The organism is Bradyrhizobium sp. RD5-C2 (assembly GCF_019972155.1).
Classification (GTDB): domain Bacteria; phylum Pseudomonadota; class Alphaproteobacteria; order Rhizobiales; family Xanthobacteraceae; genus Bradyrhizobium.
On sequence record NZ_BOVL01000009.1, the window covers coordinates 23,734 to 46,016 of the forward strand.

Sequence of the window (22,283 nt, forward strand, 5' to 3'; positions counted from 1 at the left end):
ATCTCAATGTTGTGCGGCGCTGGAACGACGATCCTGTTCACAACATAGGCCGCGGAGTATGGATCCCGGCTCCGTGCGCAATCGCGCACTCGGCCGGGACGACGCTTGCTTACATTTGTGCCAGCGCACTCTTCAAATCAAAGCCCGTATCCACCGCCTGTTCCGGCGTGATCGAACCGCCCGCGCCGAGCAGCCGGCGCCCGAACATGTGGTCGCCGGCACGGTTGACCGACTCGATGCCGAGCAGCCTGTCACCGCGATAGCAGAACGCCGAGAACGCCCCTTGCGCGCGGTCGCCGCGCACCACGACGCGGTCGTAGCCGGTGGTAAGACCCGCCATCTGCAGCTTGTCGGGGCCCTGGTCGCTCCAGAACCACGGCAGGCCGTCATAGACCTCGGTCTTGCCGGTCAGCCGCGACGCCACGCAGCGCGCATGGTCGGTCGCATTCTGCACCGACTCGAGCCGCAGCGATCCGCCGAAGCGCTTGCTGGTGTAGAGCGCGCAATCGCCGATCGCGGAGATATTCGGATCGGCGGTCGAGAGATGCTCGTCGACGATGATGCCCGATGCGACCGGCAGGCCGGCCTCCGCAGCGAGCTCGACATTCGGCAGCACGCCGACGCCGACCACGACGAGATCGGCCGGGATGTTCGTCCCATTGCTCAGGCTGACGCCGGTGACCTTGGCGCCATCGGCCTCGATCGCCGTGACCTGCACCCCGAGGTGGATCCGGATGCCGGCCGCGCCGTGGCGCGACTGCGAGAACTCGGAAATCTCCGCGGTCACCGCGCGCGCCATCACGCGCGAGGCGAGCTCGACCACGTCGACCTCGAGGCCCTTGGCTCGCGCGGTGGCCGCGAATTCGAGCCCGATGAAGCCCGCGCCGATCACGACGACGCGCATGCCGGGTGCGAGCAGATCGCGCAGCGCCTGGCTCTCGTCGAGGATGCGCAGGTAGCGGACGGCGTCGAGCTTTGCGTTGGGAATATCGAGCAGCCGGTTCCGCGCGCCGGTCGCGAACACCAGATGGCCGTAGTCGAGCGACGTGCCGGAGGCCAGCGCCACCTTCCGCACGTTGCGGTCGACCGCATGGGCGCGATCGGTGATCAGCTCAATCTTGTTGTCCTGGTAGAATTTGTCGGGCCGGAACATCAGGGTCTCGGGCCCGCCGGTCCCTTTCAGATAGGCCTTCGACAAAGGCGGCCGCTGGTACGGCAAATGACCTTCGTCATTGAGCAGGGCGATGCGCTCGGCAAAGCCGGCCTGGCGCAACGACGCCGCGAGCTGGAAGCCGGCATGTCCGGCGCCGACGATGATGACCGAGCCTGTCATCGGAACAACCCAAATACGCGCGAGCAGGAGTGACCCATCCCGTTTCCTCTTGTCGATGTTAGCTTGCGTGCCCCGTCACCACAGCGCTCGTGTCTGCGTACCGAAGGCGCGCGCTATTTGGCCCCATGGCTCGCGCTGATGCAAGGGGGTCCCGGGCAAATCTGGGCACCCGAAAGCCGCCCTGGGACGCCGGGCCGGATTGCCACGGCTCCCGGCAAGGCCTTAAATGTCCGGAAATAACAAGCCCAAGGTCTTCAAAATGCCAGCACCCGCCTCCGCCAACGACCCTGCCCTGCTCCGCATCGACGGCGCGATTGCGACCATCACGCTGAACCGGCCGGCCGCGTTCAATGCGATCGACATGACGATCGCCAAAAAGCTCGAGCAGCTCGGCGCCGAGGTCGAAGCCAACAAGGACGTCCGCGTGCTGGTCATCGAGGGCGAAGGCCGCGCCTTCTGCGCCGGCGGCGATCTGCAAACCATCGGTGCTGCGACCGAAGCCAACAACATCGCGCCCGTGGTCGGCGAGATGCTGCATCACTACCATGCCTTCATCGAGACGGTTCGGCGGATGCCGAAGATCGTACTGTCCAGCGTGCACGGGTCGGCGGCCGGCGCCGGCATGGGCCTCGCCTTCGTGACCGACCTGTGCATCGCCGCGGAGGATGCCCGCTTCACGCCCGCCTATGCCAAGATCGGCGTATCGCCCGACGGCGGCAGCACGGTCGGCATCGTCGGCACGGTCGGGACCCGCCGCGCGCTGCAGATTTTCCTGGCCGAGGACGGCTTCACCGCGCAGCAGGCCTATGAATGGGGACTGGTCGTCAAGACCGTCCCCGCGGCCGAGTTGAAGGCCGCCACCCGGCAGCTCGCCGAGCGCCTGGCGAAAAATCCGCCCGCCGCGATCGCCGGGACCAAGTCACTGGTCTATCAGGCCGCCACCACGCCGACCAAGCAGCAGCTCGATGCCGAGGAACACAAGATCATCACGTCGATGCACACCGAGGATTTCCGCGTCGCGGTGAAGAAGTTCACCAGCAAGTCGAAGTGACCGCGTGGCGCTTCCCTCGCGCTCGTTCCTGTGCCTCCGGCACGGGACCACCGACTGGAACAGGCAAGGCCGCTTTCAGGGCCTGACCGACAATGCCCTGAACGAGGCCGGCATAGCGCAGGCGCGCGTCGCCGTTGAGCGGCTAGCGGGCGTTGCGTTGGCCGCGATCGTTGCAAGCCCGCTGCGCCGCGCCGTCCAGACGGCGGAGGTCGTGGCGGCAACGCTGGGCAAAGAGGTGAGCATCGATGCCGGCATCATCGAGTGCGATTTCGGAAGCCTCGAGGGCCAGTCGATCCGTGAGACGATGCAACAGCATGGCATCACCGCGATGGATGACCTCACCTCGGTCCTTCCTGCGGATGGCGAACCATGGCCCGCGGTGTCCGAACGCGCGCTGCGTTGCGTAGCGACGTGGCAGGATCGGCATCCGCGCACGGACATCTTGTTCGTCTGCCATGACGGCGTGATGCAGGCGATGGCGCAGGTGCTGTGCGGCGGCTTCTTCGAGAACCGTCACGGGACGCCGTTCCGCTATGCACGGAACGGCGATGGCTGGAAGGTGGAGCAGATCGATTAGTTCGGGCAGATGTATCCGGTGCCGCCGGGTGCCTTGAAGCAGCCGACCGATTCCGGGATCACCTGCTTGGGCAGCCACAGCACGACCTTCGGAAAATAGATCGTGAAGCAGATCGTGACCAGGAACACGACGTAGATCGGCAGCGCCGCCCGCAGCGCTTTCGCAAAGCTGATGCCGACGAATTTCGAGGCCATCAGCAGCACTAGCCCATAGGGCGGCGTGATCAGGCCGAAGGCAAGTGTTGCGATCAGCACGACGCCCATATGCACGCCGTTGATGTCACCGGCCTGGGTCAACGCGTTCACCAGCGGCATGAAGATGATGATGGTCGGCACCGGCTCGATGAAGTCGCCGACCACGGTGAACAGCAGCACCATCAAGAGCATGATGAGGTGCGGATCGTTGCCGGCGATCGAGGTGATCCAGTCGGCGATGTAGATGGCGCCGCGCAGATAGGCCAGCATCCAGCCGAAAGCGTTCGCCGCCCCGATCGTGATCAGCGGCAGCGAGAAGATCAGGCCGGCGAGACAAAAATCATACGGGATCTTCTTCAGGTGCCCGCGGTTCAGCGCCGGGATCACGACGAGGATGATATAGGCGACCGCGACCACGCCGGCCTCGGTCGGCGTGAACCAGCCGGTCAGGATGCCGCCGAGCAGGATCACCGGGATCATCAGCGGCAGCGCGGCGTCGCCGGCAGCGAATGCGATCTGGCGCAGCGGCGCGCGCGGCTTGCGCAGGCCTGACGGACCGAAGAAATAGCAATAGATCATCAGCCCGAAGCCGATCATCAGCCCGGGCACCACGCCCGCCATGAACAGGCCGGCGATCGAGACGTTGCCGACCGCGCCATAGACCACCGCCGTGATGCTCGGCGGCACCAGCGCCGCGATGGTCGAGGCCGAGGCGATGATCGCGGCGATGAAGGCCGGCTCATAGCCCTCCCGCCGCATCGGCCCGCCGAGCGCCCGGCTCATGACAGCGACGTCGGCGGTGGTCGAGCCGGACATTTCCGAGAAAAACATGCTGAACACGACGACGACCTGCGACAGCCCGCCCCTGATATGCCCGACCAGCGAGACCGACAGGTTGGCGATGCGGACCACGACATTCGCCGAGCTCATGAGCTCGCCGACCAGCAGGAAGAACGGGATCGCAAGCAGCGCCTCGGAATCGACGCCGTCGAATATTTTCTGAATGATCGCGGCAAGCGAGACATCCGACAGCATTGCGCCGACGAATACGCCGGCCATCAGCGAGAACGGCACGGGCACGCCGAGATAACCGAAGAACAGGAAGCAGGACGACATCAGCACGAGCACGACCGGTGCGCTCACGGCTGCACTCCCGTGGTGGCACTGGTGTTGATCGCAGGAATCGCAAGATCCTCGTCCGGCGGCTCCGGATGATCAAAGCCGTTGCGGATGCCGTTGACGAGCTGCTCGATCGTGAACAGGCCGATCAGGATGCCGGACAGGGGAATCACCGCATAGAGCGACGCGATCGGCGTGCCGGACGGCAGCCGGAAACTGCCGAAGCCGCGGAGGTAATTTTGATAACCGTACCAGACGAGGCAGAAGGCAACGCCCAGCACCACCAGGCGGATGACGATCTCGACGGCCAGCCGCGACCTGCCGTGCATCGCCTCCGAGAGCGCGGTGAGATAGAGATGATCGTTGCGCCTGGTCGCGACCGCGGCGCCAATGAAGATCGCGTAGATGAATAGCGTCGAGGTCACCTCCTGAAGCCAGAGCCAGGGATGACCGATGGTGCGGGTGACGATGTCGGCGGTGACCGAGAGCGAGAAGCCGAAGCACAACAGGCCGCACAGCATCATCAGGATCAGCTCGAGCCGGTCCAGCGCCCGCCATTTCAGGTGCCGCTGCCGTTGCAGCACCAGTCTGTCGGCGATGGCCATGCTTCAAACTCCGTCGTCCCGGCGAAGGCCGGGACCCATAACCCCCGGCTCGAGTTGCTTGCAGAAAGTTGGCGACCTAATCGCTCAACTGAAGGGCCGCGGCGGATGGGTCCCGGCCTTCGCCGGGACGACGTGGGGCGTCCGTTCAGTTGATCGCGCGGATCAAATTCTTGATCTTCTCCGCGTGCGGGCCAAGCTCCTTGGCGAGCTTGTCGAGATAGGGATCGGCGATCGCGGTAAAACTCTTCTTGTCCACATCATCGACCACTTTGACGCCGAACGACTTCAGCTTGGTCAGCGCATTCCGCTCGAGCTCGAAGGCCTTCTGCGGCTCCTTGGCGCTGACCTCGTTGGCGGCCGCCTGCACCCATTGCTTCTGCTCGGCGGACAGGCTCTGCCACAGCTTGTCGGAGACGAACAGCAGCGCATTGTTGGCCTCGTGCTCGGTGATCGACAGCACCGGCGCGACCTCATAGTGCTTGTTGACGAGATAGACGTTGATGCTGTTCTCGGCGGCGTCGACCACGCCGGTTTGCAGCGAGGTGTAGACGCTGCCGAACGGCATATGAACCGTCTGCGCGCCATAGGCCGGGAACATGGTGTCCTCGGTCGCGGTCGCCTGCACCCGGACCTTCACGCCCTTGAGGTCGCCGACGTTGTGGATTTCCTTCTTGCTGTAGATGTGGCGGACGCCCTGCGAACCGGTGCCGATCACATGCAGGCCCTGCGCAGTCTCGTCGATCATCGTCCTGATGGCGTCGAACACCTGCGGGTCCGCCAGCGCCTTGATCACATGGGCGTCGTTGCGGAACAGGAAGTGCAGCGACATCACGCCGGCCTGCGGCGAGATCGTCGCCGTGTTGGCGGAGGAGACGATCGCGAACTCGATATCGCCTGATTTCACGAGCTGCAGCAGCTGCGGCTCCTGGCCGAGTTGCGCGCCGGGATATTGGTCGACGATCATCGTCCCCTTGCTCAATTCCTTGAGCTTCTCGGCGAACAGATCGCCGGCGACCGAATAGCCGGTGTTGCGCGGCTGGTCATAGGCGAAGCGGAAGTGCTTGACCTCCTGCGCGCCGGCGCGCGCCGTCAGCAGCAGCGCTGCCGCGGCCATGGCGATCCCGACGATCCTGGCTGAATAGCCCATCGCGACGTTCCCCCTGTTTTTGATTGACGCGATCATCCCACCAGTCCCGCGGGATTGTCAATAAAACAGAAGGAATTAGACGACGGCAGGCGCTATCGTGCACTGCATCGCTGAAATTATCGACAATTCGGCAATTTCGCCGAACGACACACGCGACTTGCCAGTTACTTGCCCTTGGCGCGCATGAAGTCGAAATCGCAGCCCTCGTCGGCCTGCAGGATCGTCTCGTTGAAGAGATGCGCGTAGCCGCGCCTGGCCCAGTCCGGCGTGCCGGCAGGGGTCAGCGCGGCGCGACGCTTCTGCAACTCGGCTTCGTCGACCAAGAGATCGATGCTGCGCTTGGCAACATCGAGCCGGATCATGTCGCCGTTGCGCACCAGGCCGAGCGGACCGCCGACGGCGGACTCCGGCGTGATGTGCAGCACGATGGTGCCGAACGCCGTGCCGCTCATCCGCGCATCGGAGATACGGACCATGTCCTTCACGCCGGTGCGCGCGAGCTTCTTCGGGATCGGCAGGTAGCCCGCCTCCGGCATGCCCGGCGCGCCCTTGGGGCCGGCGTTGCGCAGTACCAGCACGTCGTCGGCGGTCACGTCGAGCGCGGGGTCGTCGACCCGCAGCGTCATGTCCTCGACCGACTCGAACACCACGGCACGGCCGGTGTGCTGCAAGAGCTTTGGGCTCGCCGCCGACTGCTTGATGACGGCACCGCGCGGCGCGAGATTGCCGTGCAGGATCGCCATCGCGCCTTCGGACTTGATCGGGTTGGTCTTGGGGCGGATCGCATCCTGCCCCGGCACGTCCTCGGCATTGGCGACGACCTCGCGCAAGGTCTGACCGGTAATCGTCCTGGCATCGAGATCGATGAGGTCGCCAAGCTGGGCCATCAGCTTCGGCACGCCGCCGGCGTGATGGAAATGCTCCATGTAATGCTCACCCGAGGGCTTGAGGTCGACCAGCACGGGCACCTCGCGGCCGAGCTTGTCGAACGCCTCGAGATCGATCTTGTGCGGCGAGCGGTTGGCGATCGCCGTGAGGTGAATGAGCCCGTTGGTCGAGCCGCCGATCGCCTGCATCACGACCTGGGCGTTGCGGAACGACGACGGCGTCAGGATCTCGCTCGGCTTCGGTCCCTTGGTCTTCGCCATTTCGGCGGCGACGCGGCCGCTGGCCTCCGCGGAACGAAAGCGTTCGGCATGTGGCGCCGGGATCGTCGCGCTCATCGGCAGCGACAGGCCGAGCGCCTCGGTGATGCAGGCCATGGTGGAGGCCGTGCCCATCACCATGCAGGTGCCGACCGACGGCGCGAGACGGCCGTTCACCGCCTCGATCTCGACATCGTCGATCTCCCCGGCGCGATACTTGCCCCACAGCCGGCGGCAATCGGTGCAGGCGCCGAGCACCTCGCCCTTGTGATGACCGACCACCATCGGCCCGACCGGGTTCACAACGGTCGGCAGATCGGCGCTGATGGCAGCCATGAGCTGCGCCGGCAAAGTCTTGTCGCAGCCGCCGATCACGATCACGGAATCCATCGGCTGGGCGCGGATCATCTCCTCGGTATCCATCGCCATCAGGTTGCGCAGGTACATCGAGGTCGGATGCGCAAAGCTTTCGGCAATCGAGATGGTCGGGAACACGAACGGCATCGCGCCCGACAGCATCACGCCGCGCTTCACCGCTTCGATGATCTGCGGGACGTTGCCGTGGCAGGGATTGTAGTCGCTGTAGGTGTTGGTGATGCCGACGATCGGGCGGTTGAGCGCATCATCCGAATAGCCCATCGCCTTGATGAAGGCCTTGCGCAGGAACAGCGAGAAGCCCGCGTCACCATAGCTGGTCAGTCCCTTGCGAAGTCCGTCGGCCATTTTCTTCTCTTCCCGTGGTTGTTCGGCCGCACTTAAGGAGCGGCGAGAATTATTGTCAATATGAGATAATCTGGCTGTAGAGCGCGGCTGGTCTGCGGCAAAATCGCCCCCATTATTGACAATAGCCATGGCGTCATGCTGACCTCCGGTATCGACCCGAAGCCGAGCGCGCATGACAGCCGAACCCATCTTGCCCGAACTCCAGGCCCCCTCGCGGGAGGAGGAGCAGGCGGAAGTGATCCGCCGGCTGGAGGAGGACATCATCTTCGGCCGCTTCGCGCCCGGCCTGCGGCTGGTCGAGGATACCCTGATGCAGCGCTACGGCGCGAGCCGGCATTTCGTCCGCCAGGCGCTGTTCCAGCTCGAACGTCAGGGCATCGTGCTGCGCGAGAAGAATGTCGGCGCCACGGTGCGGTTCTATTCGGCGGAGGAAGTGCGGCAGATCTACGAGGTGCGCGAGATGCTCACGCGCCAGGCCGCGCTAATGATCACCCTCCCCGCGCCTGACAGCCTGATCGACCAATTGAGCGAGCTGCAACGGCATTACTGTATCAAGGCCGACGCGCAGGACATGCGCGGAATCCATGAGACCAACGATGCGTTCCACCTCGCGCTGTTCTCCGCCTGCGGGAATCCCTACCTGGTGCGCTCGCTGCAGGACTACATGAACCTGACGCTGCCGATGCGCGCCAAGAACCTCGCCGACAGCGAGGGGCTCGCATTGTCGCGCCGCCAGCACGAATTGATGATCGAGCTCCTGAGAGGCCGCGACAGCTGGGCGCTGGCGCAGCTCTGCGTCGATCACATGCAGTACAGCAAGGCGGATTATCTCGTCCGCATCTCCAACGACAAAAAGCCGCAATAGCGCGATACGCGGCCTTCCTCGCGAAGGAGACGGCGATGCGTTACGTGGCCTTGTTGATGGGATCGTTCGCCGTGCAGCTCGCACTCGGTGGAATTGCCGACGCGGCCGATCCGCGCGCGACCGAGCTCACGTATGAGCCCTGGACCAAGACCTGCCTGACCGAGGCGAGCTGCTTCGTCGCCGCCGCCGCACGCGGCCAGTGCGCGCCGTCGGGCGGCTCCATCAGCGTCTCGCCACAGACCAGCACGCGCGCGCTGCTCACCGCGAATGTCGGCACGCGGACCATGCTGGAAGGCACGATCAGCCTGCGGATCGATCAGGACGAGCCGATGCAGGTCGCCAGGACGCACTGCTACACGCTCGGCTGCGGCGGCACGCTGGAGGCCAATGGCGAACTGATCGAGCGGCTGAAGCACGCGCAAACGATCGTGGTAGAGGCAAAGAACCTGACCGGGCAGAAGATCAGCCTCAGCTTCCCGCTCGCGCACTTTTCCCAGACCTATGACGGGCCCGGAAGCGCACCAAAGGCATCCGGGCAAGGCTCGAACGAGCCGCAACGGGAGCACACCGAGGCGGTCAAGCAGCTGCCGCAGTGCGACGACTGATCATTTCTTCCAGTCGATCACCCTCGTCATGTCGCCGTCGAACTCCATGCTGCAGAACGTGCCGCCCTGGTAATAATCGCCGACAGGATCGGGCGGCAGCTTGGCCTGCTCGGCCATCGCATGCTCGCGGAAGTCTTCGCCACGGCCGCTCGGACGATAGCCGAGATCGTAGGCGCGATGATTGTCCCACCACGAGCGCTCGTTGTAGGACGCGCCGTACAGCACCTCGAAATGAATGTCGGGATGTTCAAGCCCGATGCGGCAGAGCTGCACCAGATCCTCGGGCTTGAGCCAGATCGAGAGCCGGCGGTGATCGAGCGGCGCCTCGCCGAAATTGCCGATCCGGATGCAGGTCACCTTGATGCCGTGCTTGTCGGCATAGAGCGCGCCGACGCCCTCGCCGAACACCTTGCTCACCCCGTAACGACTGTCCGGACGCGCGGTAACGTCGGTGCCGATACGGTGATGGCGCGGATAGAAGCCGACCGCGTGATTGGACGAGGCGAAGATCACGCGCTTGACGCCCTTCTTGCGCGCCGCCTCGAACAGATTGTAGCCGCCGATGATGTTGGCCTGCAGGATCGCATCCCAGGAACCTTCGACCGAATAGCCACCGAAATGCAGGATGCCCTCGACGCCCTCGCAGACCGCCTCGACCTCAGCGAGGTCGGCGAGATCGGCCGCCTTGAATTTTTCGTTGCTGCCGAGATCGGCGGGCGGCTTGATGTCGCTCAGCAGGAGATCCGGATAGATCGGCGGCAGCAGCTTGCGCAGGCTCGTGCCGATTCCCCCCGATGCGCCGGTCATCAGTATGCGTGGCATGCCGTCCCTCGTCTTTCCTGTTTGCTGCAGCCGAATTGCGGTCGCAGGCCGACAATGATAGCAAACCATGCGCTCAAGGAAACACCATCGAAACACAACAACGAGAACAGCAAATGTCCGATGTTCATTCCGCCGGCTGGCGTCCCGCGACCTGTTATCCCGATCCCGCGATCCACGCGCTCGACCCGCGCTTCGAGAAATACTGGCTGAAACTCTCCGCCGTTGAGCGCATCGCCACCGGCCTGCGCTGGGCCGAAGGTCCGGTGTGGTTCGGCGACGGCCGCTATCTGTTGTGCAGCGACATCCCGAACCAGCGCATCCTCAAATGGGAGGAAGAGACCGGCGCGGTCAGCATCTTCCGCAAGCCGTCGAACTTCGCCAACGGCAACACTCGCGACCGTCTGGGCCGGCTGATCACCTGCGAGCATGGCGGTCGCCGTGTGGTGCGCACCGAATATGACGGATCGATTACGGTGCTGATCGATTCCTTCGGCGGCAAGCGGCTGAACTCGCCGAACGACGTCGTGGTGAAATCCGACGGCGCGATCTGGTTCACCGATCCGATCTTCGGCCTGCTCGGCAATTACGAGGGCTACAAGGCCGATCCGGAGATCGAGCCCAACGTCTACCGGCTCGATCCCGAAACCGGCAAGGCCAGCATCGTCGCCGAGGGCGTGCTCGGCCCGAACGGGCTGTGCTTCTCGCCGGACGAGAAGATCCTATACGTCGTGGAATCCCGCGGCGAGCCGAACCGCAAGATCCTCGCCTATGACGTCTCCGCCGACGGCAAGACAATCTCCAACAAACGCGTGTTCATCGACGCCGGCCCCGGCACGCCCGACGGGATGCGCTGCGACATCGATGGCAATCTGTGGTGCGGCTGGGGCATGGGCGATCCCGAACTCGACGGCGTCGTGGTGTTCGCGCCCGACGGCGTCATGATCGGCCGCATCGCGCTGCCGGAGCGCTGCGCCAACCTCTGCTTCGGCGGACTGAAGCGCAACCGCCTGTTCATGGCGGCGAGCCAGTCGATCTATGCGCTCTACGTCAACACCCAAGGCGCGCTCGGCGGTTAGGTCGCTCGTCGTCCCGGCGAAGGCCGGGACCCATAACCACCGATGGATCTTGGTTCAGTTAGCTAAAGCCGCGCTCTTCGCAAAACGAAGGCCGGTGGTAATGGGTCCCGGCCTCCGCCGGGACGACGATGAATAAGCATCCTCCAAACGTCTGACGCCGGAGCGGTGATCCGCCCCGGCGCCAAAATGTTATCTCTCGTGGCTCGGCTTACGCGGCGTTGTAGCCGGCGACTGCCTTGGCCTCGAGATATTCTTCCAGACCGTAACGGCCCCACTCGCGGCCGTTGCCGGACTGCTTGTAGCCGCCGAACGGCGCGGAGCGCTCGTTCGGCACGCCTTGCAGGTTGACGTTGCCGGCGCGGATCTGGCGGCCGACGCGGCGCGCGGTTTCCACGGTGTCGGCCGAGACGTAGCCGGCGAGACCATACGGCGTGTCGTTGGCGATCTTCACAGCTTCTGCTTCGTCCTTGGCGCCGAGGATGGTCAGCACCGGTCCGAAGATTTCCTCGCGGGCGATCGTCATGTCGTTGGTGACGTCGGCGAAGATGGTCGGACGGACATAGAAGCCCTTGTTGACGCCCTCGGGCAGGCCCGGACCACCGGCGACGAGCGTTGCGCCCTCGTCGATGCCCTTCTGGATCAGCGCCTGGATCTTGTCCCACTGGCCGCGGTTGACCACCGGACCGATCGTCGTGCCGTCGGCGCGCGGATCACCGGCCTTGGTCTTGTCGGCGACGCCCTTCGCGATCGCGGCCACTTCCTTCATCTTGGAGAGCGGCACGATCATGCGCGACGGCGCATTGCAGGACTGGCCCGAGTTGTTGAACATGTGCATCACGCCGCCGGTCACCGCCTTGGCGAGGTCGGCACCCTCGAGGATGACGTTCGGCGACTTGCCGCCGAGCTCCTGGCTGACGCGCTTCACGGTCGGCGCCGCACGCTTGGCGACATCGACGCCGGCGCGGGTCGAGCCGGTGAACGAGATCATGTCGATGTCCGGATGCTCGCTCATCGCGGCACCCACCTCCGGGCCGAGGCCGTTGAGGAGGTTGAACACGCCCTTCGGCACGCCGGCTTCATGGAGGATTTCCGCGAAGATCAGCGCCGAGGTCGGGGTGAACTCCGACGGCTTCAGGATCATGGTGCAGCCGGCGGCGAGCGCGGGCGCGACCTTGCAGGCGATCTGGTTGAGTGGCCAGTTCCAGGGGGTGATCATGCCGATCACGCCGACCGGCTCGCGCACGATCACGGCGGTGCCCATGGTCTCCTCGAACTCGTACTTCTTGAGCACTTCGAGGGTGTTCATGAGATGGCCGAGGCCGGCGCCGGCCTGCAGCTTCTCGGCCATCGGCAGCGGAGCGCCCATCTCGTCGGAGACGGCGGCGCCGATCTCCTTCATGCGGCCCTTGTAGACCTCGACGACCTTGGTGAGCAGCGCGACGCGCTCCTCACGGCTGGTCTGGGAATAGGTCTCGAACGCGCGCTTGGCGGCGGCGACTGCCTTGTCGACATCGGCTTTGGAGCCGAGCGCAATCTCATACATCGCTTCTTCAGTCGCCGGATTGACGACGGGGGTGGACTTGCCTTTGACGACCGGATCGACCCAGGCGCCATCGATGTAGAATTGCATACGATTGACCATCGGAAACCTCTTGTAGGGGGCGTATGGATAAGGGGAACGGAAAGCGTTCGGCAGGCATCCTTGCACGAAAGCAGGGCGAATTGAACCCGCCATATGCGGGGCGCGGCTCGTGCACGCCCACGGCATATAATGTCGCTGCCGCACCGGTGGCAAGGTTGGCTTCGTCGCCCCGGCGAAGGCCGGGGCCCATAACCACCGACGGCAATTGGTAATGGGTCCTGTTAGAACGAGCCGCGCTTACTTGCTACCACTTGTGGTTATGGATCCCGGCCTCCGCCGGGATGACGATGAGGAGAGATCCCTCGTCACACCGCCATCTTGCGATGCCGCACCGGGGCGCCGATCGACACGCTTTCCGCCGCGTCGATGATGGCATTGGCGTCGATGCCATAGTGCCGGTAGAGGTCGCCGATCGTCCCGGTCTGGCCGAAATGCTCGACGCCGAGCGCCTCGACCCGGTGACCGCGCACGCTGCCGAGCCAGCCGAGCGAGGCCGGATGGCCGTCGATCACGGTCACGATGCCGCAGTCGCGGCCGAGCGGCGCCAGCATGCGCTCGATATGACTCAAATGCTGCGTGCCGCGGTGGTCGCGGCGCAAATTCCGTGCGGCGGACCAACCCGCATAGAGCCGATCGGCAGAGGTTACCGCCAGGAGACCGACATCGCGGTGGCTCTCGCCGATCAGGCCGACCGCCTCGATCGCCTCAGGCGCGACGGTGCCGGTGTACGCAACAACGATATCGCAGTTCGGGCCCGGCTTGCGCATCCAATAGGCGCCATCGGTGATGTCGCGCTGCAGGTCCGGTGTCATGATCCGCTGCGGTTGCTCCAGCGTCCGGGTCGAGAGTCGCAAGTAAACCGAACCTCCCTCGGCACCCTCGCGCTGCATGTGGCCAAACCCCCAGCCCATGATCACGGCAAGTTCATCGACGAAGGCCGGATCGAACGAGGCGAGCCCGTCCTGTCCCATCCCGATCAAGGGCGTCTTGATCGACTGATGCGCGCCGCCTTCCGGCGCCAGCGAAATGCCCGACGGCGTCGCCGCCACCATGAAGCGGGCATCCTGGTAGCAGGCGTAGTTCAAGGCATCGAGGCCGCGCTCGATGAAGGGGTCGTACAGTGTGCCGACCGGCAGCAGCCGCGCACCGTTGATCTGCTGCGACAGGCCGAGCGCCGAGAGCATGATGAACAGATTCATCTCGGCGATGCCGAGCTCGAGGTGCTGGCCCTTCGGCGAATATTCCCAGGTGTAGGCGGACGGGATCTTCTCCTGCCGGAACAGGTCGTGGTTCTCCGCCTTCGCGAACAGGCCGCGGCGGTTGACCCAGGCGCCGAGGTTGGTCGACACCGTGACGTCGGGCGAAACGGTGACGATGCGCGACGCAAGCTCGCTGTCGCCGCGCGCGAGCTCATGCAGCACGAGGCCAAAACCCTGCTGCGTCGACATCTGCGCGGAGGCCTTGAAGGCCAGTCGCTCCGGCACGTCGATTTCAGGCGCCGAGAGACGGCGACGTCCCTCGCGGTTGAACGGCGCCGCGGCGAGGTAAGCCTCGAGCTTCGCGGGCTCTTGCGACAGGCCCTCGAACTTGTCCCACTCATGGCCGGTGCGGATGTTCTGCGCGGCGCGCCACTTCTCCATCTGCGCCACCGTCATCAGGCCGGCGTGGTTGTCCTTGTGGCCCTGCATCGGCAGGCCGACACCCTTGATGGTGTAGGCGATGAAGCAGACCGGCCGATCATGATCGATTGCCTCGAAGGCCTCGATCATGCTCGCCATGTCGTGACCGCCGAGGTTCGACATCAGCGCCAGCAGCTCGTCGTCACTACGGCGATCGATCAGCGCCGACACGTCGCCCTGGTCGCCGATATCGTCGCGCAGATGCTTGCGGAACGCAGCTCCCCCTTGGAAGCAGAGCGCCGCGTACATCTGGTTCGGGCAATTGTCGATCCAGCGCCGCAGCGCCTCGCCGCCCGGCTCGGCAAACGCCTCGAGCATCAGCTTACCGTATTTCACGATCACCACGTCCCAGCCGAAATTGCGGAACATGGTTTCGAACTTGGCCCAGAGCCCCTCGCGCACCACCGCGTCGAGCGATTGCCTGTTGTAGTCGACCACCCACCAGGTGTTGCGCAAACCGTGCTTCCAGCCCTCGAGCAGCGCCTCGAAGATGTTGCCCTCGTCCATCTCGGCGTCGCCGACCAGCGCGATCATGCGCCCTTCGGCCCGGTCCCGCATCCAGCCATGCGCCTTGACGTAGTCCTGCACCAGCGAGGCGAACAGCGTCTGCGCCACGCCGAGGCCGACCGAGCCGGTGGAGAAATCGACGTCGTCGACATCCTTGGTGCGCGACGGATAGGACTGCGCGCCCTTGTAGCCGCGGAAGTTCTCCAGCTTGTCGCGGGTCTGGTGGCCGAACAGATACTGGATCGCATGGAACACCGGGCTCGCATGCGGCTTCACCGCGACGCGGTCCTGCGGACGCAGCACCGAGAAATAGAGCGCCGACATGATGTTGGCGAGCGAGGCCGACGAGGCCTGATGGCCGCCGACTTTCAGCCCGTCGGCAGATGGCCGCACATGGTTGGCATGGTGGATGGTCCACGACGACAGCCACAGCACCTTGCGGGCCAGGGCTGTGAGCATGTCGAGGCGTTCAGGCGCGATTCCCATGGCAATACTCCGGGCGAATACGTCGGATGTTACTGCCGCGGCGACCGCCGAAAATCTCAATTCCACGCGACAGCACAGGAAAAATTGGGATAAATTCCCACGATCCGGCCCTCACCTGCGAGTTCATCCCAATGCCTGCCCTCGACGCCATCGACCGCAAGATCCTGAGTCTGCTCCAGACCGACAGCCGCATGACCATGCAGGAGCTCGCCGACAAGGTCGGGCTGTCGGTGTCGCCGTGCCACCGCCGGGTCAAGCTGCTCGAGGAGCGCGGCGTGATCTCTCGCTACATCGCAACCGTCGATCAGAAATCGCTCGGGCTGCACGTCTCGGTCTTCATCTCGATCAAGCTCGCGCGCCAGAAGGAGGAAGACCTCAACCGCTTCGCGCGCGCGATCTCGAAATGGGATGAGGTGCTCGAGTGCTATCTGATGACCGGCAACCGCGACTATCTGCTGCGCGTCGTCGCCGCCGACCTCTCCTCCTATGAAGCGTTCCTGAAGAACAAGCTGACCCGGCTCGACGGCATCGCCTCGATCGAGTCGAGCTTTGCGCTGAGCCAGGTGAAGTATTCGACGGCATTGCCGGTGTGAGGGCGTTGGTTGGTAACTCCAATCGGGCCAACACCACCGCGTCGTCCTGGCGAAAGCCAGGACCCATAACCACCGCATTTGGTTGTGAAGGGAAACTGGCCCCAGCCTCATGCAACGACGAACAATTGGGGTAATGGGTCCTGACCTTCGCCAGGACGACGATGCTGCAAATTAAATCGTCGCGACCGGATCGCCCGCGGGAACCCGGCGGCGGCGTTCGATGTTGATGTCAGGCATCACTGAGTATCCGAAGGGTGAGGACAGATGCTGAGGGCTGCCCGCTGCAAACATACCGTGCTGGCGCTCGCCGCGATCCTCGCAGTCGCGGCATCGGCCGCGCTGTTCGCGGGCAGCGCCTATGCCGCTCGCGGTGGCGGCGGTGGCCACGGTGGTGGAGGTCATGGCGGTGGCGGCTTTCATGGTGGTGGGGGCGGATTTCATGGCGGCGGAGGCTTTCATGGAGGCGGAGGCGGCTTCCACGGTGGCGGTTTCCACGGTGGCGGAATTCACGCCAGCGGCGCGCGTGGCGGCGGCTTTCACACCATCCATCCCGCTGCAAGGGGAGGCATGAGGCTCAGCGGTGGCTCCGGCGCGCGTCATAACCAATTCCGGCCCGCCGCTCATGCCGCGCGCGGCGCGCCGAGCGTAGCCGCCGGCCGTCATGCCGCCTCGCCCGCCGCGATGCGCCACAACGCGAACGCCGTGGGCCACTCGTTGGCCTCGCATCAGATCCGCACCGCGATGCAGAGACCGGGCGGTTTGCGGAACCCGATGGCGCGCGCCGCGATCATGACGGCCGCCGCCGGGGCGGCCTGGGGACATCACAACCGCAATGGCGGCTGGTGGTGGCGCCATCCGCATGGCGGGTTCGCCTGGGTCGGTCCGGTATTCTGGCCCTATGCCTATTACGATCTCTATGACTATGCCTGGTGGGGCGACGACTACGACCCGTACTTCTGGGACTATGGCTATGGCGACATCTATACCGGCCTGTTCGGCCCGTACGATTACAATGCCCTGAGCGGCTATGCCGATTACCTGCCGAGCCGCGGCAGCTCGCGACAGCCGACCGCGTCCAACAGCGACAGCCAGGCTGCGACGACGACGCTCGCCGACATGTGCGGCAGCGACAGAAGCGATATCGCGGGCTTCCCAATCGAGCAATTCCGCAGCGCCATTCAGCCCAATGCGGAGCAGAGCGCAGCGCTCGACGAGCTCGCGAGCGCATCGCAGAAGGCGTCCGAGACCATTCTCAATTCATGTCCCAAGGACGTGCCGTTGACGGCGCCGAGCCGCCTCGCCGCGATGCAGCAGCGCCTCCAGGCCATGCGCGACGCGGTCGGCATTCTTCAGCCAGCGCTGCAGAAGTTCTACGGACTGCTCAGCGACGACCAGAAAGCCAAGGTGACGGCGCTGGCAGCGGATCAGCGCCGCGGCCGGCGTGAGCCGACGGCGGACAACGGCAACTGCAATACGGCGCAGCCTGCGACCATCGCTTGGCCGGGCGAGGTCATCGAACGCGACGTCAAGCCGACCGACGCGCAGCGGGCGAGCCTCGATGCCTTGCGCGATGCGGCGACAAAAGCCGAGGACACCCTGAAATCGTCCTGCCCGCCCACCGACGCACGCACGCCGCCGGCACGCCTTGCCGCGGCCGAAGCCAGATTGGATTCGATGCTGCAGGCGATCGGCACGGTGCGTCCGGCGCTGGACAGCTTCTACAGCGCGCTCAGCGACGAGCAGAAGGCCGCGTTCGACGCTGTTGGCCCCGAGCGGGACGGCGGCAGGATCGCCAACGCCGCAATGACCGCCGCAGGCGGCGACGAACCGCCGCGAGGCCGTCATCGCCGCCACCACCACCATGGCCCGAATATCGGCGGCATGATCTTCCGGATGATCGGCTTGTAGGGCTCGCCATCGCCTCGCGCGTATGGCGGTGACACCACCCCGCGATATCCCAGCGGGGCAACCAGCCGGAGGCTACGGCGCAATCCACATGCCAACCACGATGATGGCCAGTGCAACGGCAATCACCAGCATGTCGGTCGTGAGCCAATCAGGCATTCCATTTGATGGCTGCTCGCTCATGTCCGCGACTCCTTCTGTTCGCGTCGAGCCAGTATGCTGAAGCGAAGCAGCGCGAACGAAGATGAACTGGATCACATAACGGCGCGACAAGCGGTCGCTGCGAATTTCTTGCATCCGCGCGCCCTCAAGTTGCAGCACCCGATTGATCTGCCACGCAGGTTTCTGAACATGTTCGACAACGCCGGCGGCGACGGCAAGCACAATAGCTCGTCGTCGCGTAGCGCGTAGGGTGGGTTTAGCCGAAGGCGTAACCCACCGTGTCGGCGGCAAGAGGGTGGGTTACGCGGAGTTTATCATCGGGCCGCCCTTCGGGCGGACCCGTTGGCTAGCCCACCCTACGTAGCGCTCCTCCTCACAGCACGTTGCGCTGCGCGAGGTTCTTCATCAGTGCGCCAACGCCGAAGGTCCAGGGCTCGCATTCGTCGCTGCCCCGCATGCGGTTGACGAGCTTGCCGAGCTGCGGCGCGGCAATGGTTACGATGTCGTCGCGCTTGTGGGTGAAGCCTTCGCCCTTGGCGTCGCGGTCCTTCACCGGTGCGAACATTGTGCCGAGGAACAGCGCAAATCCATCGGGATACTGATGCACGGGGCCGATGGTCTGGGCGACCAGATCGGTGGGGTCGCGGCTGATCTTGCTGATCGAGGAATGGCCCTCGAGCACGAAGCCGTCGGCGCCCTTCACGGTGAGGCCGACATCCATCTTCCTGACGTCGTCGAGCGAGAAGGTCCCGTCGAACAGCCGCAGCAGCGGGCCGATCGCGCAGGAGGCATTGTTGTCCTTGGCCTTCGACAGCAACAGCGCCGAACGACCCTCGAAATCGCGCAGGTTGACGTCGTTGCCGAGCGCGGCACCGACGATCTTGCCGGCACCGGAGACGACAAGCACGACCTCCGGCTCCGGATTGTTCCAGGTCGATTTCGGATGCAGCCCGGCATCCATGCCCGTACCAACCGACGACAGCGTCGGCGCCTTGGTGAACACCTCGGCGTCGGGACCGATGCCGACCTCGAGATACTGGCTCCAGGCGTTCTGGTCGATCAGCACCTGCTTCAACCGCATCGCCGGCTCGGAGCCTGGCTTCAGCTTGGAGAGATCGTCACCGACGAGGCGCACGACCTCCTTGCGGATTGCCTCCGCCGACGACGGGTTGCCGCGTGCGCGCTCCTCGATCACGCGTTCCAGCATCGAGATCGCAAAGGTGACGCCGGCGGCTTTCAGCACCTGCAAATCGACCGGCGCGAGCAGATGCGGCTTTGTCATGTCGCGGCCGTCGGGCGGCGTGTTGGCGAGGATCGCCTCGAAATCGCCGATCCGCTCGCCGCGCGTGCCACGCAACCCGGCCGCGGGATCGGCTTCCTCGCACAACGCGCTCACGGTGGGGAAGCGCGCGGTGACGTCGAACACGCCGTCGCCCCGCACCGCGACCACGGCGGGTCCGCCGGCCTGCGGCAGCCAGACCCGTCCAACCAGCGTGCCGGCGGTGCCGTCCTCCGGCAGGACGTCCTTTGGCGTGAGCGAAATCATCGGCGTCTCCTTTTTTGATCTTGTCAGCGCTTGTTAGCACAGTCCGCCAGCTAGCGTGAAACAGCGGTCACGCCATTGTCATAGAGGGGTAACATCGCCCGTCAATGCTCCCGTCGATCGACCTAACATACTGAAAGACGGACCTTCATGACCGCCTCCGACCTCACCGACGAAGCCACCCGAGATGAAGCCTTGCGCGATGAAGCCGCCCGCGACGAAGCCTTGCGCGCCCGCATCCATCAGGAGATGGCCGACAGCCTTGACGAGGAACTCGAGCTCGAGCTCGACGACATGAGGCTCGACCAGCTCGACCACGACGGCGTCACCGGACAGCCGTCGATAGACCGCAAGCTCTACTTCCGCGAATTGCTGCGGTTGCAGGGCGAGTTGGTCAAGCTGCAGGACTGGGTGCAGCACGAGAAGAGGAAGGTCGTGGTGCTGTTCGAGGGCCGCGATTCCGCCGGCAAGGGCGGTGTCATCAAGCGCATCACCCAGCGGCTCAACCCGCGCATCTGCCGCGTCGCGGCGCTGCCGGCGCCAAACGAGCGCGAACGCACGCAATGGTACTTCCAGCGCTATGTCTCGCACCTGCCGGCCGGCGGCGAGATCGTGCTGTTCGACCGCAGCTGGTACAACCGCGCCGGCGTCGAGAAGGTGATGGGGTTCTGTAACGACGAGCAGTATGAGGAGTTCTTCAGGTCGGTGCCGGAATTCGAGCGCATGCTGATCCGCTCCGGCATCATCCTGCTGAAATACTGGTTCTCGATCACCGACGAGGAACAGGCGTTCCGCTTCTCGATGCGGATCAACGATCCGCTGAAGCAGTGGAAGCTGAGCCCGATGGATGTCGAGGCGCGGACCCGCTGGGAGCTCTACACCAAGGCCAAGGAGACGATGCTGGAGCGCACGCACCTGCCGGACTCGCCGTGGTGGATCGTCGATGCCGTCGACAAGAAGCGCGCCCGGCTCAACTGCATCTCGCATTTGTTGAGCCAGATCCCCTATCAGCAGGTCACCCACCAACCGGTGGTGCTGCCGCCGCGGGTGCGCAACCCCGACTATCACCGCGGCCCGATCCCGCCCGAGATGTACGTGCCGGGAACGTATTGATGCTGGTCGTTTCCCTCTCCCCGTTCCTACGGGGAGAGAGAAACACGTCCCCGCAATTTCGGAATAATAGAATAGTGCCACTGATTTGCCCGACATGTCAAGTTGACGTGTCGAATGCAGGTACGCCTCCGGCTACTGTGCATGGGGTTGTTTTCGATATTTTGGCAGGGCGCCCCTGCGGAGGCAGGCTAGATGCGATTTGCCTACCGCAAGCTGGGCGAGCTGAAGAGATAGGCGTCTCCCCTTCGCCACGCCTACCAATGGCGCAGGTGTGCGCCCTTGCTGGCACCGGAACCCGACGCTAGGCTTCCCCGATCTGGTGCAGGGAGGCCCGCTTGACTCAATCCGACGACATCAAAATTTCCGAAGATCGCCGCGACGCGCTGCGTTATGCGCTCGGGATCGGCAGCGGCGCGGCACTCGCGGCCGCCATGGCAACCCCGGCCGCGGCGCAGACCCAGGCCGACAACACGCTCGACCGCATCAGGGCCAACAAGGTGCTGCGGATCGCGGTGCTGCCGGGCGAACTGCCCTATTTCAACAAGGATCTCGCCACCGGCACCTGGTCCGGCTTCTCGATCGAGATGGCCAACGACCTTGCCAAGCTGCTGGACGTCAAGCTGGAATATGTCGAGTCGACCTACGGCAATTCAATTCTTGATTTGCAGGCCAACAAGATCGACCTCGGCTTTGCGCTCAACCCGACCCCGCAGCGGGCGCTGGTGGTGGACTTCACCAGCCTGGTGTTTCCGCATCCGTTCGGCGCGATGCTGAAGAAGGGGCTGGAGGCCAAGACCTGGGCCGACATCAACAAGCCCGAGGTCAAGATCGCGGTTGACGTCGGCTCGGCCAACGAGGCGGTGGCGCGGCGCTTTGCGCCGAACGCCACCATCAAGTCGCTGAAGTCGCGCGACGAGGTGATGCTGGAAATGTCGTCGGGCCGCGTCGATTGCGTCGTCAACGCGCTGGTGCTCGGGCTGACCGCGATCGCCAAGAACACGAACCTCGGCACCTACAAGATCCTGGCCTCGCCCTCGGTGACGATCGCAAGCGGCACAGCGGTGCGGCGCGAACAGGACAAGCGCTGGCGCGATTTCCTCTCGGTGTGGATCGACTACAACCGCGGCATCGGCCAAATGCGCGAATGGTTTGTCAAAGGCCTCGGCCTCGCCGGCGTCAAGCCGGAGGACGTGCCGGTGGAGCTGAGTATTTAGAGCGCGTCTTTATCGATCACACTGCGGCCTCTTCACCTCTCCCCGCTCTTTCGCGGGGAGAGGTCGGATCGCATCGCAGATGCGGTCCGGGTGAGGGGCAAGGCACACTGCTCAACAAGTCGCGAATTGCTCGCCGGATGGAGGGCCCCCCCCCCCCCCCCCCCCCCCCCCCCCGCG

20 protein-coding genes are annotated in these 22,283 nt (G+C 64.7%); 9 read left to right on the forward strand and 11 right to left on the reverse strand.

Annotated elements, in window-relative coordinates; all coding sequences use genetic code 11:
• Positions 1-109: 109 nt before the first annotated feature.
• Positions 110-1,333, reverse strand: a complete 1,224-nt coding sequence (locus BraRD5C2_RS09820) for an NAD(P)/FAD-dependent oxidoreductase (RefSeq protein ID WP_223968077.1) — start codon at positions 1,331-1,333, stop codon at positions 110-112.
• Positions 1,334-1,592: 259 nt separating this feature from the next.
• Between BraRD5C2_RS09820 and BraRD5C2_RS09825 the strand changes: the two genes are divergently transcribed.
• On the forward strand, positions 1,593-2,384 hold the full coding sequence (locus BraRD5C2_RS09825; protein WP_223968078.1) for an enoyl-CoA hydratase/isomerase family protein: 792 nt from the start codon (positions 1,593-1,595) through the stop codon (positions 2,382-2,384).
• 4 nt (positions 2,385-2,388) lie between these two features.
• Positions 2,389-2,961 carry a histidine phosphatase family protein gene (locus BraRD5C2_RS09830; protein ID WP_223968079.1) on the forward strand — a complete coding sequence of 191 codons (573 nt, stop codon included), beginning with the start codon at positions 2,389-2,391 and terminating at the stop codon, positions 2,959-2,961.
• On the opposite strand, the gene BraRD5C2_RS09835 is transcribed toward BraRD5C2_RS09830, so the two are convergent.
• The 4 genes from BraRD5C2_RS09835 to BraRD5C2_RS09850 form a co-directional block, all read right to left on the reverse strand.
• Complete coding sequence (locus BraRD5C2_RS09835; protein WP_176532731.1) at positions 2,958-4,298, reverse strand: TRAP transporter large permease; 1,341 nt, start codon at positions 4,296-4,298, stop codon at positions 2,958-2,960. The genes BraRD5C2_RS09830 and BraRD5C2_RS09835 overlap by 4 nt on opposite strands.
• On the reverse strand, positions 4,295-4,879 hold the full coding sequence (locus tag BraRD5C2_RS09840) for a TRAP transporter small permease (protein WP_223968080.1): 585 nt from the start codon (positions 4,877-4,879) through the stop codon (positions 4,295-4,297). The genes BraRD5C2_RS09835 and BraRD5C2_RS09840 overlap by 4 nt, the downstream gene beginning before the upstream one ends.
• 145 nt (positions 4,880-5,024) lie before the next feature.
• Positions 5,025-6,026 (reverse strand): TRAP transporter substrate-binding protein, encoded by a 1,002-nt coding sequence (locus tag BraRD5C2_RS09845; RefSeq protein WP_212311261.1) that lies wholly within the window; start codon positions 6,024-6,026, stop codon positions 5,025-5,027.
• Positions 6,027-6,190: 164 nt separating this feature from the next.
• Positions 6,191-7,894: an IlvD/Edd family dehydratase gene (locus BraRD5C2_RS09850; RefSeq protein ID WP_223968081.1), complete on the reverse strand. Its 1,704-nt coding sequence runs from the start codon at positions 7,892-7,894 to the stop codon at positions 6,191-6,193.
• A 172-nt stretch (positions 7,895-8,066) separates the two neighbouring features.
• Between BraRD5C2_RS09850 and BraRD5C2_RS09855 the strand changes: the two genes are divergently transcribed.
• Together BraRD5C2_RS09855 and BraRD5C2_RS09860 are read left to right on the forward strand one after the other, a co-directional pair.
• Complete coding sequence (locus tag BraRD5C2_RS09855; protein ID WP_223968082.1) at positions 8,067-8,759, forward strand: GntR family transcriptional regulator; 693 nt, start codon at positions 8,067-8,069, stop codon at positions 8,757-8,759.
• 35 nt (positions 8,760-8,794) lie between these two features.
• The gene (locus tag BraRD5C2_RS09860) at positions 8,795-9,364 is read left to right on the forward strand and encodes an invasion associated locus B family protein (RefSeq protein WP_223968083.1); all 570 of its coding nucleotides are present in this window, start codon (positions 8,795-8,797) and stop codon (positions 9,362-9,364) included.
• Here the strand turns inward: BraRD5C2_RS09860 and BraRD5C2_RS09865 are convergent, their stop codons facing one another.
• Positions 9,365-10,186, reverse strand: coding sequence for an NAD-dependent epimerase/dehydratase family protein (locus BraRD5C2_RS09865; protein WP_223968084.1), 822 nt, complete (start codon positions 10,184-10,186; stop codon positions 9,365-9,367).
• 113 nt (positions 10,187-10,299) lie between these two features.
• Between BraRD5C2_RS09865 and BraRD5C2_RS09870 the strand changes: the two genes are divergently transcribed.
• Positions 10,300-11,262 carry an SMP-30/gluconolactonase/LRE family protein gene (locus BraRD5C2_RS09870; protein ID WP_223968085.1) on the forward strand — a complete coding sequence of 321 codons (963 nt, stop codon included), beginning with the start codon at positions 10,300-10,302 and terminating at the stop codon, positions 11,260-11,262.
• Between the two features lie 208 nt (positions 11,263-11,470).
• On the opposite strand, the gene BraRD5C2_RS09875 is transcribed toward BraRD5C2_RS09870, so the two are convergent.
• Together BraRD5C2_RS09875 and BraRD5C2_RS09880 are read right to left on the reverse strand one after the other, a co-directional pair.
• Positions 11,471-12,904: an aldehyde dehydrogenase family protein gene (locus BraRD5C2_RS09875; RefSeq protein ID WP_223968086.1), complete on the reverse strand. Its 1,434-nt coding sequence runs from the start codon at positions 12,902-12,904 to the stop codon at positions 11,471-11,473.
• A gap of 305 nt (positions 12,905-13,209) precedes the next feature.
• Positions 13,210-15,576: a transketolase gene (locus tag BraRD5C2_RS09880; protein ID WP_223968087.1), complete on the reverse strand. Its 2,367-nt coding sequence runs from the start codon at positions 15,574-15,576 to the stop codon at positions 13,210-13,212.
• Positions 15,577-15,707: 131 nt separating this feature from the next.
• On the opposite strand from BraRD5C2_RS09880, the gene BraRD5C2_RS09885 reads away from it, so the two are divergent.
• The gene (locus BraRD5C2_RS09885) at positions 15,708-16,169 is read left to right on the forward strand and encodes an Lrp/AsnC family transcriptional regulator (protein WP_024579268.1); all 462 of its coding nucleotides are present in this window, start codon (positions 15,708-15,710) and stop codon (positions 16,167-16,169) included.
• 171 nt (positions 16,170-16,340) lie between these two features.
• Here the strand turns inward: BraRD5C2_RS09885 and BraRD5C2_RS09890 are convergent, their stop codons facing one another.
• Positions 16,341-16,832: a hypothetical protein gene (locus BraRD5C2_RS09890; protein WP_223968088.1), complete on the reverse strand. Its 492-nt coding sequence runs from the start codon at positions 16,830-16,832 to the stop codon at positions 16,341-16,343.
• A gap of 39 nt (positions 16,833-16,871) precedes the next feature.
• Here BraRD5C2_RS09890 and BraRD5C2_RS09895 point away from each other — a divergent pair, with 39 nt between their 5' ends.
• On the forward strand, positions 16,872-18,077 hold the full coding sequence (locus BraRD5C2_RS09895) for a Spy/CpxP family protein refolding chaperone (RefSeq protein ID WP_223968089.1): 1,206 nt from the start codon (positions 16,872-16,874) through the stop codon (positions 18,075-18,077).
• A 72-nt stretch (positions 18,078-18,149) separates the two neighbouring features.
• Here BraRD5C2_RS09895 and BraRD5C2_RS09900 read toward each other — a convergent pair whose 3' ends face one another.
• Both BraRD5C2_RS09900 and BraRD5C2_RS09905 read right to left on the reverse strand, forming a co-directional pair.
• A complete protein-coding gene (locus BraRD5C2_RS09900; protein WP_223968090.1) occupies positions 18,150-18,458 on the reverse strand; it encodes a hypothetical protein in 309 nt (102 codons plus the stop codon).
• 151 nt (positions 18,459-18,609) lie between these two features.
• The gene (locus tag BraRD5C2_RS09905) at positions 18,610-19,782 is read right to left on the reverse strand and encodes a fumarylacetoacetate hydrolase family protein (protein WP_223968091.1); all 1,173 of its coding nucleotides are present in this window, start codon (positions 19,780-19,782) and stop codon (positions 18,610-18,612) included.
• 147 nt (positions 19,783-19,929) lie between these two features.
• On the opposite strand from BraRD5C2_RS09905, the gene ppk2 reads away from it, so the two are divergent.
• Together ppk2 and BraRD5C2_RS09915 are read left to right on the forward strand one after the other, a co-directional pair.
• Positions 19,930-20,892, forward strand: a complete 963-nt coding sequence (gene ppk2, locus BraRD5C2_RS09910; RefSeq protein WP_374707974.1) for a polyphosphate kinase 2 — start codon at positions 19,930-19,932, stop codon at positions 20,890-20,892.
• Between the two features lie 335 nt (positions 20,893-21,227).
• Positions 21,228-22,106 carry a transporter substrate-binding domain-containing protein gene (locus tag BraRD5C2_RS09915; protein WP_223968092.1) on the forward strand — a complete coding sequence of 293 codons (879 nt, stop codon included), beginning with the start codon at positions 21,228-21,230 and terminating at the stop codon, positions 22,104-22,106.
• The last annotated feature ends 177 nt before the right edge of the window (positions 22,107-22,283 follow it).